General features: G+C 45.8%; 17 protein-coding genes. 9 read left to right on the top strand and 8 right to left on the bottom strand.

The features are described from left to right. Nucleotides 1–957: transposase (locus FC83_RS07845; RefSeq protein ID WP_236700820.1), on the top strand; the 957-nt coding region annotated here is incomplete at its 5' end. A gap of 157 nt (nucleotides 958–1,114) precedes the next feature. Here FC83_RS07845 and FC83_RS07850 read toward each other — a convergent pair. Beyond that, entirely contained in the window at nucleotides 1,115–2,233 is a 1,119-nt protein-coding gene (locus FC83_RS07850) for a FecCD family ABC transporter permease (protein WP_082622577.1), read from the bottom strand. Then, entirely contained in the window at nucleotides 2,230–2,487 is a 258-nt protein-coding gene (locus tag FC83_RS07855) for a TM1266 family iron-only hydrogenase system putative regulator (RefSeq protein WP_035455927.1), read from the bottom strand. Before FC83_RS07855 ends, FC83_RS07850 begins: the two co-directional genes overlap by 4 nt. 322 nt (nucleotides 2,488–2,809) lie before the next feature. On the opposite strand from FC83_RS07855, the gene greA reads away from it, so the two are divergent. Continuing rightward, nucleotides 2,810–3,289: a transcription elongation factor GreA gene (greA, locus tag FC83_RS07860; RefSeq protein ID WP_035455924.1), complete on the top strand. Its 480-nt coding sequence runs from the start codon at nucleotides 2,810–2,812 to the stop codon at nucleotides 3,287–3,289. On the opposite strand, the gene FC83_RS07865 is transcribed toward greA, so the two are convergent. Beyond that, nucleotides 3,290–4,441 (bottom strand): glycosyltransferase family protein, encoded by a 1,152-nt coding sequence (locus FC83_RS07865; protein WP_057002616.1) that lies wholly within the window; start codon nucleotides 4,439–4,441, stop codon nucleotides 3,290–3,292. It abuts the gene before it with no gap. A 29-nt stretch (nucleotides 4,442–4,470) separates the two neighbouring features. After that, the gene (locus FC83_RS07870) at nucleotides 4,471–6,717 is read right to left on the bottom strand and encodes an alpha-galactosidase (RefSeq protein ID WP_057002610.1); all 2,247 of its coding nucleotides are present in this window, start codon (nucleotides 6,715–6,717) and stop codon (nucleotides 4,471–4,473) included. 386 nt (nucleotides 6,718–7,103) lie between these two features. Here FC83_RS07870 and FC83_RS07875 point away from each other — a divergent pair, with 386 nt between their 5' ends. From FC83_RS07875 to FC83_RS07895, 5 genes are read left to right on the top strand one after another with little or no spacing between them, the layout of a single operon-like run. After that, the gene (locus tag FC83_RS07875; protein ID WP_035455921.1) at nucleotides 7,104–7,364 is read left to right on the top strand and encodes a GlsB/YeaQ/YmgE family stress response membrane protein; all 261 of its coding nucleotides are present in this window, start codon (nucleotides 7,104–7,106) and stop codon (nucleotides 7,362–7,364) included. Nucleotides 7,365–7,376: 12 nt separating this feature from the next. Continuing rightward, nucleotides 7,377–7,922: an alkaline shock response membrane anchor protein AmaP gene (gene amaP / locus FC83_RS07880; RefSeq protein ID WP_057002611.1), complete on the top strand. Its 546-nt coding sequence runs from the start codon at nucleotides 7,377–7,379 to the stop codon at nucleotides 7,920–7,922. A gap of 16 nt (nucleotides 7,923–7,938) precedes the next feature. Continuing rightward, nucleotides 7,939–8,127, top strand: coding sequence for a DUF2273 domain-containing protein (locus FC83_RS07885; protein WP_057002612.1), 189 nt, complete (start codon nucleotides 7,939–7,941; stop codon nucleotides 8,125–8,127). A 7-nt stretch (nucleotides 8,128–8,134) separates the two neighbouring features. Next, on the top strand, nucleotides 8,135–8,548 hold the full coding sequence (locus FC83_RS07890; RefSeq protein ID WP_035455918.1) for an Asp23/Gls24 family envelope stress response protein: 414 nt from the start codon (nucleotides 8,135–8,137) through the stop codon (nucleotides 8,546–8,548). A 22-nt stretch (nucleotides 8,549–8,570) separates the two neighbouring features. Continuing rightward, nucleotides 8,571–8,993: an Asp23/Gls24 family envelope stress response protein gene (locus FC83_RS07895; RefSeq protein ID WP_052005086.1), complete on the top strand. Its 423-nt coding sequence runs from the start codon at nucleotides 8,571–8,573 to the stop codon at nucleotides 8,991–8,993. 67 nt (nucleotides 8,994–9,060) lie between these two features. Here the strand turns inward: FC83_RS07895 and FC83_RS07900 are convergent, their stop codons facing one another. Next, nucleotides 9,061–10,935 carry an FAD/NAD(P)-binding protein gene (locus FC83_RS07900; RefSeq protein ID WP_057002613.1) on the bottom strand — a complete coding sequence of 625 codons (1,875 nt, stop codon included), beginning with the start codon at nucleotides 10,933–10,935 and terminating at the stop codon, nucleotides 9,061–9,063. Between the two features lie 289 nt (nucleotides 10,936–11,224). Between FC83_RS07900 and FC83_RS17055 the strand changes: the two genes are divergently transcribed. Then, the gene (locus FC83_RS17055; protein ID WP_152537811.1) at nucleotides 11,225–11,485 is read left to right on the top strand and encodes a CPBP family glutamic-type intramembrane protease; all 261 of its coding nucleotides are present in this window, start codon (nucleotides 11,225–11,227) and stop codon (nucleotides 11,483–11,485) included. Nucleotides 11,486–11,545: 60 nt separating this feature from the next. Here FC83_RS17055 and FC83_RS07910 read toward each other — a convergent pair whose 3' ends face one another. Both FC83_RS07910 and FC83_RS07915 read right to left on the bottom strand, forming a co-directional pair. After that, nucleotides 11,546–13,492: an ABC transporter ATP-binding protein/permease gene (locus FC83_RS07910; protein ID WP_057002614.1), complete on the bottom strand. Its 1,947-nt coding sequence runs from the start codon at nucleotides 13,490–13,492 to the stop codon at nucleotides 11,546–11,548. Between the two features lie 247 nt (nucleotides 13,493–13,739). After that, nucleotides 13,740–15,689: an ABC transporter ATP-binding protein/permease gene (locus FC83_RS07915; protein ID WP_035455911.1), complete on the bottom strand. Its 1,950-nt coding sequence runs from the start codon at nucleotides 15,687–15,689 to the stop codon at nucleotides 13,740–13,742. A gap of 282 nt (nucleotides 15,690–15,971) precedes the next feature. On the opposite strand from FC83_RS07915, the gene FC83_RS07920 reads away from it, so the two are divergent. Next, nucleotides 15,972–17,366 (top strand): amino acid permease, encoded by a 1,395-nt coding sequence (locus FC83_RS07920; RefSeq protein ID WP_052005082.1) that lies wholly within the window; start codon nucleotides 15,972–15,974, stop codon nucleotides 17,364–17,366. A 78-nt stretch (nucleotides 17,367–17,444) separates the two neighbouring features. Here FC83_RS07920 and FC83_RS07925 read toward each other — a convergent pair. Then, nucleotides 17,445–17,822: group II intron maturase-specific domain-containing protein (locus tag FC83_RS07925; protein WP_275472423.1), on the bottom strand; the 378-nt coding region annotated here is incomplete at its 5' end.

The raw sequence follows: 17,822 nt of genomic DNA on the forward strand, positions 1-17,822 counted from the left end.
CCCACCGGTAAGAAAGATAAAAAAGGTAAAGAAATTTATCTAAGAGTTCCCAGAGACCTGCACTGGCTTTGGAAGCCGGTCTATTTTCAACGCCCGCAAGCTGACTTAGTCCGTAATCGAGATTGGTCTATCGTCGCAAACGGTGAAAAGTTGTCTATCAATACGCTTCAAGGCCGGGTGAAGGCTCGCTTTGTGTTAAAAACTGGCTTTGAACAGTATCTGGATGGCACCTGGGAATTTGGCGGCGCAAAACTGATCAAGTCAGGTACCAATTGGTTTTTGCACATTGCAGTTAATAAAGAGTTTCCTGAATTGGCCCGTAATGATATGCAACACGTTGTGGGGCTTGACCGGGGGATCCGGCAATTAGTTACTACCTATGATGATCAGGGAAAAACAACGTTTTTCAATGGTCAAGCCATCAACCGTAAACGACAGCACTACAAAGCACTGCGTGCAAGTCTGCAAAGACACAATACCAGAAATTCCAAACGACGTATCCGTCAAATGGGCAATAAAGAGAACCGCTGGATGACTGACATTAACCATCAGCTGTCTAAGACACTTATTGCGAAGTATGGACCAAATACATTGTTTGTTTTAGAAGATCTGGTCAATGTTCGTTTTGCCACAGAAAGAACGGTCAAAGATAAACGCTATGAAAAAGTCTCTTGGGCATTTTATCAGCTGGAACAGATGTTGACATACAAGGCTATCCAGGCAGGTGCCGCAGTCATCACGGTTAGTGCAGCTTATACCAGTCAGCGCTGTCCTCACTGTGGCGAGATCAAAAAAACGAATCGCAACCACCAGCTGCATGCCTACCAATGTTCAAACTGCGGCTACCAGTCTAATGATGACCGCGTCGCTTCTATGAACATTCAATACTTAGGTATACAGTATGTCGCTGGCATAAAAAGGCCTAAACTCAAAAAGAAAAAAAGTGCGAACGGGTAAACCTGTTCAATTGCCGGTGAAGTCAATCATCGGGCTGTTGGGACCCTTAGATAAGTAAGACCCAGCAGTAAGTAACGCCAACACAGCGCGTGCTTATCACACACAAACTATGTGGGAGACCGGAAGGCTGTTAGACCACATAGCGTTAGGCGTAAGTCTAAAGGTATCTATCCAGATACCCTCGCCACTTGGTGGTGAGAGACAAGCTCGGTACTTTAGTGCCGAGAATCATTGATAACTGCCAACCTCCCGTGCGCCGCATTAAGTAGATAAAGAATGGGGCGCCAATAATAGCTGTTAAAATCGAAATTGGGAATTCCGCCGCCGAGAAGCTCCGGGCCACAGTATCCACCACAATCAAGAAAGCCCCGCCGGCTAATACGGACGCTGGTAGTAAGGCCACATGGTTATTGCCAAATTTCATCCGACACATGTGGGGAATGAGTAACCCGACCCAGCCCACTTGGCCACACATGGAGATCACGGAGCCAGTAATCAAGGTGGCGCATAAGATGGTGACCACCCGAATAGCTTTGATATTCACGCCAGTGGTGCGGGCTTCTTCGTCGCTTAAGGGCAATAAGTTTAAGCGCCAGCGCAATAAAATCAAGACGGTGATGCCGGCTAAAATCGGCGGCGCCCCTAATAATAATGAGTCATAGCTGGCGGCATCCAGACTGCCCATGAGCCAATAGGTGATGGCGGGCAATTGACTTTCAGTATCCGCCGAAAACTTCACCAAGGACACTAAGGCGGTGAACAAGGAACCGATCATGATACCGGCTAACACCACGCTGTTCATATTCCGCTGCCGCTTGCCGGTGCCGGCTAAAGCCGTCAAAGCCAGGGCGATGAGCCCAAATAAGAGGGAAACGGTCTGGACCCCTAACATTTTAAAGCCCATTAACAGGGCTAAGGCGGCCCCAAAAGAAGCACCAGAAGCCACACCCAGCGTATCTGGTGTGGCTAAAGGATTAGAAAATAGGCTTTGAAAGGCACAGCCGGAAGCCGATAAGCCAGCACCGGCAATCAAAGCCAATAAAATTCGGGGCAGACGCATCTGCCATAGAACGGTGGAAATTTGTGGGGCAACTGTCACTGATCCTGTGAACTTATCTGTGAGGGCATGCCAAATATCTTGAGGTGCCATGGCATACCGGCCCACACATAAAGAAAAAATGGCCGCCGCTAAGGGCAATATGGCCAGAATTAACTTCCAACGCCAGGAGACCCCGGTGTTATCAGTGCTGGCCAAAGCATGCGGAGCCGTGGTCATCCATCCGTCACCACATTTGAATAAGCGGTCTTGGCGTGAACCCCAGGCAATTCACTGACCCGGTCGGTCAAAGCGCTGATTTCTTCAGTAGGGGCATCGATCACGATACTGATAACGTGGACACCCCGCTGGCGATAAGGTAAGCCCATGCGGCCTACGATTTTGGTGCGATGTTCATGTAAAATCGCATTTAATTTTGGTGTGGAACTCATGTCTTCTACAATAATCCCGATCACTGCAATCGTCGTAGCCATAGTTATGCCTCATTCCTTTCATAGTCAAAACTGCGTTGAAAAACAATTTCAAGTTGATAGCGCTTACAATTATTGAGACAGGTGACTCCCGTTTGTTTCAAGGAAAATATACCTAAGTGAAATATATCACGAAATAGTGAAAATTTCAATAGCCAATCATAGTTATTGATAATAATAATATCGGTTAAGCTGCCCCGGTGCTAACCAACAACTGCCCTAAAACGCCAAAAAAATTCGCCTAAAAATCCCGGGATTTTCAGAACGAATTTTTTTGCGTATAATAAAGGCGTTAACTCACCTTATTTGAAGGACGGTGTCCGCCTTGCAACCTTATTTTAATAAAATTACCCCTACCGGCTACCACCAGATCGAACAAGATATTGAAGCCTTGAAAAAGACCCGGCCAGCGCTGATCAAGGCCTTGCAAGAAGCCCGGGCCCTGGGGGATTTATCCGAAAATGCCGAATATAGTGCGGCTAAGCGGGACCTGCGTCATTTAGAAAGCCGCTTGCGTTATCTAGGTAAGCAGTTACGCTATGCCGATATCGTCACGCCGGTGGATAATGGCATTATCGATTTGGGCCAGCAGATGACCTTGGCCTTCTTAGACGATGGCGACCAGGTGACCTACGAAATGGTGGGCAAGCCCGAAGCTGATTTGGACCAGGGCAAAATTTCCCTGGCTTCCCCCCTGGGTAAAGCCCTGTTGCATAAAACCGTGGGGGATGTGGTCACGGTTCAGGCGCCCAATGGCAGCTATCAAGTGCAAGTATTGGCGGTAAAACTAGCCAAACCAGCTTAACTAGTCGATGGGTTCCAACCCGTTTAAGATGCCCATGAAATCGGTGATGGTCTTTTTCCAAGTGACATTTTGTAGATGGTCCGCTGCGGCGTTGACCATCCTTTTTAATTGTTTAGGTTGTTGCAATGCTTGGGCGATGGTTTGCGTCAAGTTGTATTCATTCATCTTTGTGCTTAAGTAAGTGTTGGGTTCTAGGAAGTAAGCTCCCGTCCCTTCTTCAAAATCGATGAAGGGTAACCCCGCACTCATCATTTCAAAAGGCACTAGAGAAAAATTGGTCATAGATGGGGCAATGCCAAAATCAGACTTGTGATACAAGTCCACCATTTCTGGCTTGGTCAACTTGCCAGCATTTTTACCATTGATAAAGATCTTGCTCTTACCAGTACCAAAGTAGGTGATCTTCAATTCAATGCCTTTTTTCTTTAGCAGTTTTTGCGTATTTTGCAAAATCAATTGAATATTGATGGGGGCCCGTCTAGGACTGTCCCATTTGGTGTAAACTGCTAATTTCACGGTCTTCTTATTCTCATATTTCTTGAACCCCCGTTTTTCAAAGGGATAATCCGTCAAATCCACGGGGAAATTGATTTCATCAATGGGACTGCTGTAATTGGAGTTTTCTTTGATCATTTTGGCACACCAAGGCCCCAGGGAAATCATATGCAGGCCTAGTTCATAGGTGCGTTTGGCCAATTGATAGCGATCGCCAAAGGCATAAAAATAAGGTTCATAATCTTGAACAAAGTATAATTTATAGCCCGGTTTATTTTTAATAATATAAGCAGATTCCCACAAGGTGGCTACCCACAGGTCAGATTTATGTTTGTCCAATTGGGACACGTCCACACAGGTCCCCCGATAGCCCGGATAGTTGAACTCGGCATTCTTCACCATGCTGGCCCGACTTTGGGGTACATAGCTTAAGTAATAGACTTTATAACCCAATTCATTTAACAAACTACCCAAGTGCAGCATCGTAGTTTGGCCACCATCATAGGCAATAATGCCAGTGGTGACAAAAGTGATGGTTTTAAAGCCTTTTTTAATTTGCTGTTTGGCTGGTTTGTTATTGAAATACTTTAAAATATCATCGTAAAAATGAATACTGCCCATGGGTACGGCGGGCACTTTGGATTTAACTGGTTTCAAATTAGTTGGTTTCACAAAAAACACCTCATTTAATTTATTTTGGTAAAGTACTTGATATCTGCCGTGAAATCGCCCCGCTGAATGGGAACACTGTTATATTCTCCCAGCATTTGAGGCAAATTGTATAACCCCAGGTTCATCAATTCATCCCCGCCATATTGCCGGCCAGCTTGATCTTGGTAGGTCCCATTAGGATCTAAGTTGGTGAGCTTGGTGAGGCTAAAGGTAGGCTGTGCGGAAGCTAAGACTTTGAAATTAAACAACAGCACTTCGCTTTGGTCGGGACTGACAAATTCCCAGGCCGGTTCATTGCCGGTAAAGGGGCTCTTTAACCGATAGAAATTGCCATATTGGATCAATTGCCGGTGGGCTTTATAAAACTTAATCTGCCGGGCAATGGTGGCTTGTTCTTTATCAGTGAGTTTGTTGGGATCTAACTCATAACCAAACACCCCGGAAAAAGCCACGGCCCCCCGCATATCCAAGCTGGTCATGCGCCCATTTTGATGATTAGGCGATGCTGCCACATGGGCGGTTAAACTGGAAATGGGATAGGCCAAGCTGGTGCCATATTGAATCCGCAGGCGTTCCACCGGATCCGTATTGTCCGAAGTCCAAGACTGAGGAAAATAATATAACATCCCTGCGTCAAAACGACCGCCACCGCCAGAACAACCCTCAAATAAAATATTAGGATAGCGTTGGGTGAGCCGTTCGGCCAAGTCGTAAACTCCCAGCATATACCGATGGGCTACTTCCCCTTGGCGATCGGCGGGCAGGCCGTTGGAGTAGACTTCCGTTAAATGCCGGTTCATGTCCCACTTAACGTAATCAATGGTTTCACTATCTAAGACATGACACATTTGGTGGAAAATGTTGTCGACGACTTCTGGCCGGGAAAAGTCCAAGACGAACTGATCTCTAGATGGGGACATGGCCCGATGAGGGACCCGTAAGGCATAGTCGGGATGGGCCCGGTATAAATCCGAGTCCACGGAAATCATTTCCGGTTCAAACCACAGGCCAAACTTCATCCCTTTGGCGTGGACCTGTTTGGCTAAGCCGCTCAAGCCCTTAGACTGTTGCAGCTTTTGGGTGTACTCATACCAATCGCCCAAAGAGCGGTAATCATCATCCCGCTTGCCAAACCAGCCATCATCGAGCACGAATAATTCCACCCCAAGTTGGGCAGCCTTGTCCACGATCTTCATGATCTTTTCGGCGTTAAAGTCAAAATAAGTGGCTTCCCAGTTATTGATGACCACTGGCCGTTTGGCAAATTGGAACTTGCCTCTAGCCACGCGTTCCCGCAATAGATGATGGAACACGTTGGACATGCCATTGAGCCCTTTTTGCGAATAAACTAAGATGGCTTCAGGGGTTTGAAAACTAGCGCCTGGTTTTAATTGCCATTCAAAATCATCATGATTGATGCCCGCCTGCACGTGCATTTGACTGACATAATCTTTTTCCAGGGTAAATTGGTGGTTGCCGGAATAAACCAGCTGGATTCCCGTGGCCTCCCCACTGGTTTCTGTGGTTTCTGGTCTGACCAAGGCCATGAATGGGTTCATATGATGCGAGCTCGTGCCCCGACGACTGGCAAATTCTGTGATGCCTTGGGGAATATTTTGCCGCTGAATTTGCCGCTCCCGCAAATGGGCCCCAGGTAAGGAAATCGCCTGTAGATCAAGTTCTGGAAAATCTAGTTGGCAGCTGACCATTTTTTCAATTCTAAAAGCGTCTTTGCCATGATTGATGAGCTTCGCACTGCGGGTGATCACCGGCCGATCGGCATAAATCGTGTAATTCAGCTGCAAGTCGGCCTCTAGGGTTTGATCCCGTAGCGTGATCACTAAGGTCTTAGCTTCCTTGGGATTTTCAACATAGGTTTGGGGCAGACCAGCTAAGTGGGGTTTGCCCGCCATGATTTCATAAGATTGATAACGGAAATCCGTGGCTTCGGCCCCATTGATAGCTCTGATGACAATCGCTGGCGTTCTGAAATCACCGGTTTGGTTGCCAGAATATTCTTGATTCAAGACGTCTTTGGAAAAACCCCGATCCACTTTGCCGGGATCTCCAGGTAAATTGGGTGAAAAAGCCCGATAATAATGGGGTGTCTGCCGGGCGTCATGATACTTGTGAATGGCCTTGCCATAATACAAATGGCCCAGCACGTCTCCAGCATCCACTTGCATTAAGTACGAAATGTTCGCATTGCTCAGATGAAAAATACGCCGTTTGGTATCAAATTCAATTTTTGCTTCTGTCATAAATTGAATAACCCCCTAGATGGAAAAATTGGCATGCGATAAGTCTGCTACTTCCATTCTAGTTCAAATTTTTTAAATGTAAAAATTAATGTTGCAAAATAAACCGATTACCAGCCAACTTTCAAAATAGCTATCCGTTGTCGGCCAAGGGATATAGCATTTTTATTTTCAAGAGATATCTATTTTTTTATTATTTTTTTCAAGGGATTAAAATACAAGCGTTATTCTATTTTCTCTAACTAGCCTAATTTTTTTTAGGCTTTTTAACGCTGTTATGACAAGGCTTAACTTGAATTGAATTGATGTGAATTCGTTTTCATTAGCGCTGCATCGCCCCATTCCTTTATGCTTAGAATGTACCTAAAAAATATAAAGGAGTGGTCGTTATGTTCCATCTAATATGGGTTTTAATCATTGGTGCACTTATCGGCGTGATTGCCGGGGCAATTACCAGTCGGGGCATGCCCTTTGGCTGGATCGGCAATATTCTCGCTGGTTTAATTGGCGCTTGGCTGGGCCAAAGACTCCTGGGAACTTGGGGTCCGAGTCTGGCTGGGATGGCCCTCATCCCGGCCATTATCGGGGCCATTATCTTAGTATTGGTTGTGTCCTTGATTTTGGGTGCTACTACTAAAAGAAGGGCTTAGCGGGGTGAAGCGATGCGTAAAACGTCAAAAATTTTACTCAGTTTAGTCGCCCTTTTCGGCTTATTACAAGTGGTTTGGTTTGCCGGACTAGTTTATCCCATCCCCACATTAAGAGCTTGGTTAGCCCCTTGGCGGCAAAATATCATTTACCAAAATGTGGGCTTAGGGCTGGCAGCGTTCAGTGCCTTGGTTTTCTTGACCCTGTTGCTGATTGCCCTATTCCGCCGGCAAACCACCCGACAGTTATCCTTTGATTCTAATAAGGGCCAACTGAATATTGACCAAGGGGCAGTGGCTAAAACGATCCGCCATACAGTGGCTGAAAACTATCCTGTCCAAAATGTGGACGTGGCGGTGCGCTTGGTGAAACGCCAAAAAGCGGCCGTGGCGACAGTAGACGCTGTGTTATTTCACTCGGATAATTTAGTGGGTATCAGCCAAGCCATCAAGCAAGATGTGGTGACCCAATTGCAGCATAGCCTGGGTGTCCCGGTGAAAAAAGTGACGGTAAATCTCCAAGCCGCCACTGAAGGCCGGCCAGCTGCCCGCGTTATTTAAAGGAGTGATCCCCATTATGTCACGAGCTACCCTAGGATTAATTATTGGCGCTTTAATTGGCCTCATATTGGTGACCTTAGGCTTTTGGAAATTTTTACTCATTGGCTTTTGTGCCCTGATTGGGCTGGTTGTCACCCAATTGATCGATGTCAGCTTGATCAAAGGCTGGCTGAATCAACTGCTGAACCGTACAGAAAGGAGCTGATCTAGTGATGGATCAAACTTTACCAACTGTAACCCGGGAAATGACCCGGAAATTAACCTTTGATGACAATGTTATCAAAAAAATTGCCGGCACCGTGGCCGCTGAAGTGGATGGTATCTTATCAATGAATGGCAGCTTTTTAAGTGACATTGCCGACCGTTTCCGCAGCAACGTTGACCCCACTAAAGGTATTGATGCTGAAGTTGGGGAAAAACAAGTGGCCTTAGATATTGAAACGACTTTAGAATATGGCTCAGACGCTCGCAAGATCTTCGATGAACTTTGTGATAAAATCCATCACGCCCTAAAAGCCATGACGGGCTTAGAGTTGGTGGAGTTAAATCTCAATGTCAGCGATGTGATGACCAAGCGAGAATGGGCTAAGCAAAATAACGAAGACGACAAAGATCGCGTTTCTTAAGGTTTGACGAAAGGATGAGACCATGACAACTGCAACGATGACTAAACAAACAACAGACACTAATAACGAATTGAACTATGATGAAAATGTAATTGCTAAAATCGTCGGCAAAACTTTAATGGGTATTCCCGGGGTCTTGATGGTTCACGGCAATGTCTTTGAAAACCTCACGGATCGCTTCTCAAATGATGATGATCCGACTAAAGGCATCAAAGTCGACTTAGATGCGGATAACAAGACCGTGGACGTAGACATGGATGCCACTTTAGAATACGGGAAAAACGCCCCGCAGATTTTCAACGAAGCCGTGACTAAAATTAAAGCCGCTGTGGGCAGCATGACGGACGTGAAGGTCAATGCTGTCAAAATGACCGTCAAAGATTTAATGACTAAGGCGGAATGGGATGCTCAAAATAAACCAAAGGACGCTGACGAACCACGGTAATTACTAAATATTTGCAGATAATCTAAAAGCAGTGTGATTCCTCAAAACGGATCACACTGCTTTTAGATTATTTTTTTAGATTGTCGAAGAACGTCGCCACAATACGATCCCCTTCTATTAAGAAGAAATCATTAGTTCCGGGCCGCGGTGAAGCGGTAGTAAGCCAGTGTAGACTTTCTGTAGGTACACCCCAAACAAAGAGATTTAAGATGGGCTGATTAGTCTCATCCAGCACTTGATTGGTGTGGCGATCCACGGCAACGGCGCCGGTGCTGACCCAAGTACCATCAGCTTCTTGCAATTCATAGATATGGATCGTCTCATTGGCTAACATGGTGCTCAATAGCGGATTCACTGCTTCATGGGCCGTGGTTTGGGGCAAGCGGCTTTCCAATAGCGTCTCCCCCAACCAAAACCGCCCATGGACCACAGCACTATCTAGGCGAAACTTCCCATTGGCCGTGGATAACGTGGCGTCCGGGCCTGGGAAGCTGACAATGCCAGCTTCCGTTAAGGCAGCTAGTTCCCGAATACGACGCAATGGCGGGCCAATGGACAAGAAGTTATTAACGCCATTATATTGCCGGGTAAACTTATTGATATAGTCCTCATCCGTGAATAATTCCCCTTCAATAATCCGGCGAATTTGTGTCCGCAGGTCCCGAATAACTTCTAGGGCACTGGTCAGCGGCCCGGTTTTGGTGCCTAATTCAGCTGCCGCGGCGTCTTGGCGCAAGTAACTGGCGACGGCAATAGAGAAGTTCTTTAATTGATCGTCTGTTAAATTCAGCGTGGGTTGGGTCAAGCTTTCTAGATCTAAGCGCTGTGCTTTGGGCACCCCATACTTGGTCAATAATTCAGGGAGCGTGGTCACATTACTGAGATTCAATAACGACTGCTCAAAAGCAGACCATTGATCAGGCTGATTTTGCTGGAACCATAAACTGTAGTAAACATAATTGATTTCTAACTGTAATTTATCCCAGAATTCACTGAAGGGCAGCGAATGTTTGCGGTCGAAACGTTTAAAGAAATCCGCTGTTAAAAACCGGGGATCGTCTTGTTCGCCATAGCCCTTTTCATTACGACCCTTGGCATGATATGGCCAGCCCCGCCGGGACATCCCCACAATTTTAGGTTCCAGGCCAGAAGGATGATAGGTCAAAGTCAAATCCGGGTTTTGGCTGAAGGTGCCCCCGCGACCACTGGTGAGCATGGTCACGTAATCAAAGAAACTCAACCCTAACCCCCGGGCAATCACCGTGGTACCAGGTAAAATAGCACTGAGATTGGCGTTGGCCGGGTTTCTTGGGGGAATATAAGTGAGGTCATGATCACTGGCATAATCAGCCAGGGCCGCTTCACTGTTGCTGTAGCGGTTTTCACTATAACCGGTGGCAATAAATACCCCGTCAAAGTCAAAACTGTCATACAAAGTCTCCCCATGAAAAGTCCCATCGGCCCTAGGATCCATGATCACCATATTATGTTCATGGAAAGTGACAGTGATGGTGTCTGGGAGCTGACTAATGATTTGCTCATAGTACCAAGCCAAGTAAACCCCATACAAGGCCCGAGTGGTGTAGTCATTGGGAGCAATTCTTTGAATCTCTTTTAAAAAAGCATCATGGTGCTCTAGCATTTGATTATGGGCGGTAATAAAAGGTTCAGCCGGCCCCTTGGCCCAGGTATAAAGATTGGGCCCTGCAGTCAGCGGCCCCCGCATTGGGGTCACGGAGTCATCTTCAAATAGGGAGATCATGTCGCTGGCAGTATTCATAATTAGCTCGTAGGGTTGATTGGGTTGCCAAACGACCCCACCAATGCCGTTGAGATCAAACAGATCAATGGTTAATGTTGTCTTTTCTTGCTTAGACCAGGCAACCAGACGCTCCAGGGTCAATAATCCCCGGGGTCCAGCCCCCACAATACCAATACGCATCGCAAAGCCCACCTTTCAATTTTGGTCCTTATCCGTATACCTTAATTATAAAGAACTTCTGGCTTATTTGACAGGCTTTACACTTTCGCCACTTTTTTGCAGGCTTGTTAGGCTTAAATCTCCCTATTCTGGCCACATTATCACCCTAGCCGCGATAAAAAACGCCCGTGATGTTAAGACAAGCAGCATTAAGTGACCTTTTGGCTGAATTACTCTATGATGTAGCTATGCTTAAATTCAGTCGGAGGGATTTTGATGAAAAAAAACTAATAAGCAACTCATTTGGCAAATGTTTTCTGCAACAGCCCTAAGGCTATTCTTAGCAACCTTGTACTTGCGGTCTGGCACCATTATTTTACCAATGCTCTTCCATGGCATCTGGGATGCGGGTACAACGTTAGCAACCGGGACGATTACCCAAGGGGCGGCAACTTCCGGGTCTACCATCGTTAATCTGGCCATCTCACTGGTCACCTTCTTAATAGGAGCCTCTTTCCTGCGCCGGAAGCAACTGGCCAAAATCGACTTAACGCATTTTACGAAATCCTAATATCATGCTGCCATGCAAAAAAGCTGACATTTACATGCCAGCTTTTTTGCATATACCGTTTTAATCAGCGGATAAGGATTCAATCGGATCAATTCTGGCGGCTTTGCGTGAAGGTGCTAAGGCTGCTAATAAGCTGATCAGCACACTGACGATCACCCCAAAAATCACATAACCCGGTGTGATTTGCAGGATGGTACTGTGAATATGTTGCACCGCAATTGGATTCACAAAATAAGCCAAAATGCCGGCTAATACTGCACCAAAAATACTCCCAAACAGGCCTAAGAAGAAGGCTTCAGAGGTAAATAGGTGGCGGACATCTTTCTTCCTGGCCCCAATGGCCCGTAAAATACCGATTTCTTTGGTTCGTTCGGAAACGCTGATATACAGCACCACAATAATCATAATGGCCGATACCAATAGGGAAATGCCGGCAATTGCTGCTAAGACATAAGACGCCAAGGAGATATAAGTGTTCAAGGTATCTAAGATAGCCCCGGCCCCGGTAATGGTATAGGCCTTCGTGGTTTTGCCCTTGGCCTTGGTGTCATAAGCTTTGATCTTATTTTGCACTGTCTTGACATTAGTGGTGTCGTTAACAGTCACGGCCGCAAAGTTCGGATGCAAGGTCAACTTCTGGGTCTGATAAATTTTAGCCATGGTGTCATAGCTCATGGCATCGTAACCGGTACTGATAATCCCGGAAACTTTCAAATCCTGCTGTAGGCGCACCGGTTGATTCTGACTGTTCACCGTGGTGATGAAGACGGTGACGGTTTTACCCACAACCGCCTTATAGTTGGCCTTGTTCAAAATCTTAGCCGTGCTCTTGGTCAAGAGAACTTCATTGGCGCCTGGGGCATGGCCGGTTTTAATATCGCTGGTCTTTTGCGTTTTATTCATGGTCTGCAACAAGGAAATCGTGGCGTTCTTCTTACCATAAACCGCTTGGACGCCATTGGCGAAGTAGCCCTTTTCTACCTGGGTCACATTTTTGATGTTCTTAAATCTAGTGATATCTGACCCCTTTAAATCGTACGCCGTGGGCCCCGGGGTCTCCCCACTGTCAGTATCCACGTACTTGGCAACTTGAATCGTGTTGGGATTGATTTCAGAACCAATTTGATCATTAATATACCCCTGCACGCCCTTGCCCAAGCCTAGCATGGTGATCACCGAGAAAATCCCAATGGCCACGCCAAAGATAATGAGCAAGTTCCGCTTTAGATTGTAGCGCATATGTTGCAAGGCCATGGTCACGGCACTGCCGAAACTTAAGTGACCGGGTTTAAAGGGTTTGGTTTTCTCAGGTCGCTCATAGGGGGCACTTAAAGTCTCTTCTTTAGCGACTTTACCGTCCACCAGCCGCACAATCCGGGTCCCATGACTGGCCACTTCCTCCGAGTGGGTGACACAAATCACTAACTTATCATCTTGGGCAATGTCTTCTAGGATCTTCAAGACTTCTTCAGTATTTTGACTGTCTAAAGCCCCCGTGGGTTCATCGGCGATGATAATGTCTGGATCAGCGGCCAAGGCCCGGGCAATGGCCACCCGTTGTTTTTGACCGCCGGATAATTGATTGGGGTGTTTATGTATGTGTTCAGATAGCCCAACTTGCCCCAGCAATTCTTTGGCCCGCTTTTCCCGGGCTTTCCGGGATAAGTTAGTCATTTCCAAAGGGACCATGACATTTTCCAAGTTGGTTAAATGACTAATCAGATTGAAACTTTGGAAAATAAAGCCCACGGTCTGGGACCGAAACTGATCCAATTGTTTTTCAGAGCTATCCTTTAAAGACTTTCCCTGCAAGATAACATCACCGTCATACTTATGGTCCAAACCCCCGATAATATTCAGCAGGGTAGACTTCCCACCCCCTGATTCACCTAATATGGAAACGAACTCACCCTTATCAAAATTCAGACTGATGCCCTTTAAAACTTTAAATTCATTTTTATTTAGATAATACGATTTATGAATATCTTTTAATTCTAAATAACTCAATATATCAACTCCCTTTTACACAATACTATCTATTAAACTAGATTATTCATTGTACCACATGGGGCTATGGTCGGAAATTAGCCATTTATATCCGGGACACCAGTTGCAACTGGTGTCTTCAAAAATAATCCCAAGCGCCAACACGGCCCTTAGCCACGAAAAAACTGGTCAATCTTGGACTTAGAGCTTGCCAAGGTTAGCCAGTTGATGCGCATTGTTCAATATTTAAAAATCGCTGGTTGCGCCGTTAATCGGCGGATAAGGATTCAATTGGATCAATTCTAGCGGCCTTGCGAGATGGGGCCAAGGCTGCGCCTAAGCTGATCACCACACTGACCACTAGGCCAAAAATCACATATCCCGGTGTTACTTGGAGAATGGCCATGTGGATATGTTTCAAGGCAATCGGATTGACGATATAGGCGATAATCCCCGAGAAAGCGGCCCCCACGATACTACCGAAAAGCCCTAAGAAAAAGGCTTCAGAGGTGAATAAATGGCGGACATCTTTCTTTCTGGCCCCAATGGCCCGTAAAATACCGATTTCCTTGGTCCGTTCGGCAACACTGATATACAACACCACAATGATCATGATGGCGGAAACTAACAGGGAAATCCCAGCAATGGCCGCCAACACATAGGATGCCAAGGAAATATAAGTGTTCATGGTATCTAACACGGCCCCGACCCCAATGATGCTATAGGCTTTTTTAGTTTTGCCATGGACCTTTTTTGTAAAACTCTTAACTTTATTTTGGACAGCTTTGACATTTTGGGTCTTGTTCACCGTCAACGCCACAAAATTAGGTCGCAATTTTAACTGCTGAGCTTGAAACATTTTTTCAAGAGTACCATAGGAAGTGGCATCGGAACCAGAACTGATGATGCCCGAAACTTTGACCTTTTGCTGCAGTCGCACCGGCTGACTTTGGGCATCTACCGTGTTGACATATAAAGTGACATCTTTGCCCACCACTGCTTTATAGTTGGCCTTGTTCAACACCTTGGCCGTGGCTTTGGTCAATAATACTTCATTGGTCCCCGGGGTGTGGCCGGTTTTAATGTCCTTGGCCTTTTGGGTCTTGTTCATGGTTTGGAACAATTGAATTGTGGCGTTCTTCTTGCCATAAACCACTTGGGCACCACTACTGGCAAAATAACCCTTTTCCACTTGCGTGACATTTTTGATTTTCTTAAACTTAGCCAGGTCGGCTTCGTGTAAGTCATAGGCCGTGGGACCAGGGGTGGTGCCGTCAGAAGTATCGACGGTTTTGTTGATTTGAATCGTGTTAGGATTGACTTGGGAGCCGATTTGACCCCCAATATAACCTTGCACGCCCTTACCTAAACTCAACATGGTGATCACCGAAAATATCCCAATGGAAACCCCAAAAATGATCAGTAAATTACGCTTTAAATTATAGCGCATATGTTGTAGGGCCATGACCACCGCACCCCTGAAACTTAAGTGGCCGGGTTTAAAAGGTTTCTTTTTTTGGGGACACTCATAGGGCGGTTTCAAAGTTTTTTCCTGGGCAATCTGGCCGTCCACTAAGCGCACGATGCGGGTCCCGTGGCTGGCGACTTCTTCGGAGTGAGTGACACAAATCACTAACTTATCGTCTTGGGCGATATCTTCTAATATTTTCAAAACTTCTTCGGTATTTTGACTATCTAACGCACCGGTGGGTTCATCGGCGATGATGATATCCGGATCGGCAGCCAAGGCCCGGGCAATGGCCACCCGCTGCTTTTGGCCCCCGGATAATTGATTGGGATGCTTATGTATGTGTTCAGCCAAACCAACTTGGTCCAGCAATTTTTCGGCCCGTTCTTCCCGAGCTTTACGGGATAAATTGGTCATTTCTAGCGGGACCATGACATTTTCCAAATTAGTCAAATGACTGATCAAGTTGAAACTTTGGAAAATAAAGCCCACGGTTTGCGACCGAAAGCGGTCTAATTGTTTCTCGGAACTATGTTTTAACGACTTACCCTGTAATATGACTTCCCCGTTATACTTATGGTCCAAGCCGCCAATGATATTTAATAGCGTGGACTTCCCACCTCCGGACTCGCCCAAGATGGATACGAACTCGCCCTTGTCAAAGTCCAGGTTGATGCCCTTTAAAACTTTAAATTCGGTTTTGTTTAAAAAATACGATTTATGAATATTTTTTAATGCTAAATAACTCAATACTTCAGCTCCCTTCATTCTAGATAGGTTTTAATTAGTTGGTTTATTCATTTTACCACATGACGCTATGGTCTGAAATTACTATTCTAATATTGAAACATCCCTGTAATAATAAATGACAATATGTAATATTGGTATCTTACATTTAACTTGTTAATGAATGCTGTATTTGATAACAAGACTAATCTAAGGTAACATATTAAGGTATGTTTCATCACACTCAAATGAAACATGAGACTTTGAAATTATCAACTATTGTTATTTATTTGGAAGGAAGACATCATGCAAAGAAGATTAAGTGCGCGGCAAATGCGCATGATCGCCCTGGGTGGCACCATTGGCGTCGGCCTATTTATGGGATCGGGGTCCACCATTAAATGGACCGGGCCATCGGTTTTAATTTCTTACGCCATTGCCGGCATGTTTTTATATTTAATCATGCGGGCCTTAGGCGAAATGCTTTATGTGGATCCGGATACTGGATCTTTTGCCAAATTCGCCACGGAGTATATCCATCCCGTGTTTGGTTTCTTAACAGCTTGGAGCAATGTGTTTCAGTTCATCATTGTCGGGATGAGTGAAATGATTGCCATCGGCGGGTATATGCAATTTTGGTGGCCCAATTTACCCGGCTGGATCCCTGGCTTAGTGGCCATCACCACCTTATGTATTGCCAATTTAATTTCAGTAAAAATGTTTGGGGAATTGGAATTTTGGTTTGCCTTGATCAAAGTGGTGACCATTGTGTTAATGATCATCGCCGGGCTAGGCTTGATTATCTTTGGCCTGGGCAATGGGGGTAAACCCATTGGTATCTCCAACTTATGGGCCCACGGAGGCTTTTTCACCGGGGGTTTTAAGGGCTTTGTATTCTCCTTAGCCATTGTGTTAGCCTCTTATCAAGGGATTGAATTGATTGGTATCACCGCCGGGGAAGCTGAAAATCCCCGGGAAACTTTAGTAGAAGCAATTCGTTCCACGGTGGGTCGAATTTTGATTTTTTACATCGGTGCAATTTTTGTCATCGTCAGCATCTATCCTTGGGACAAGTTGTCCCAAATTGGCTCACCTTTTGTACAGACTTTTGCCAAAATCGGCATTACCGCCGCGGCATCTATTGTCAACTTCGTGGTCATCACGGCGGCATTGTCGGGCTCTAACTCAGGGATTTACAGTGCCAGCCGCATGTCTTACACCTTGGCCAATGAGCACCAGTTGCCCCGGAAGTTCTTGTTATTAAATCGCCATGGTGTGCCTTTTTATTCGGTGGTGGCGACTTCTGTGGGTATCTCCATTGGGGTGATTTTAAATGCCCTGCTGCCCGTTATTTATCCCAAGGCCAGCAACATCTTCGTGATGGTCTATAGTTCCAGTGTCTTGCCGGGGATGGTCCCTTGGTTTGTGATTTTGGTCAGCCAAATTCGCTTCCGCAAAGTCCACCAGGCTAAAATGGCCCAGCATCCCTTTAAAATGCCCCTATCTCCTATCTCTAATTATGTGACCTTGGCCTTTTTATTGTTTACGTTGATTTTCATGTTCATTAATCCGGAAACCCGAATCTCCATCATCATCGGCGTAATTTTCCTAGCAGTGATGACCATTATTTATTTCCGCAAATATAGCGATAAAGATATTAATATTCAACGGCAAAAAGCCCAGATCACCAACAAAAAATAATGACCTTACCAATCGAGTAGGAGGCCCTGACAGGCCGACCTCTCACACCACCGTACGTACGGTTCCGTATACGGCGGTTCAATAATTTGAGCGTTCTTGAATATACTGGAATGCCTTGGACAAGTTCAAAAGTCCAAGGCGTTCCAGTTTTTCATTTGTCAGGGTATATTTCAACACGCCAGTGTGCGCGGTATACCAATAACCCTTGCGGGTATTAGAGAATATTCGCGCTTCTGACACTGATTCCCCTAACTTTCTAAGATTCTTAAACTTCGTTTTAATCTTCTTCCATGATTTCCAAATATATTGTCGAATCCTCGTGCGCAACCAGGCATCTAAGGCTTTAAGAAAGCTCTTCATACGTCCGATACCATAGTACTGTAACCAGCCACGCATTTTTCGCTTGATATCGCTGAAAATGGTCCCCAGACTAACCCCACGGTTTCGCTTAGTGAT

Origin of the sequence: Agrilactobacillus composti DSM 18527 = JCM 14202 (assembly GCF_001436375.1) — a bacterium.
Lineage (GTDB): Bacteria > Bacillota > Bacilli > Lactobacillales > Lactobacillaceae > Agrilactobacillus > Agrilactobacillus composti.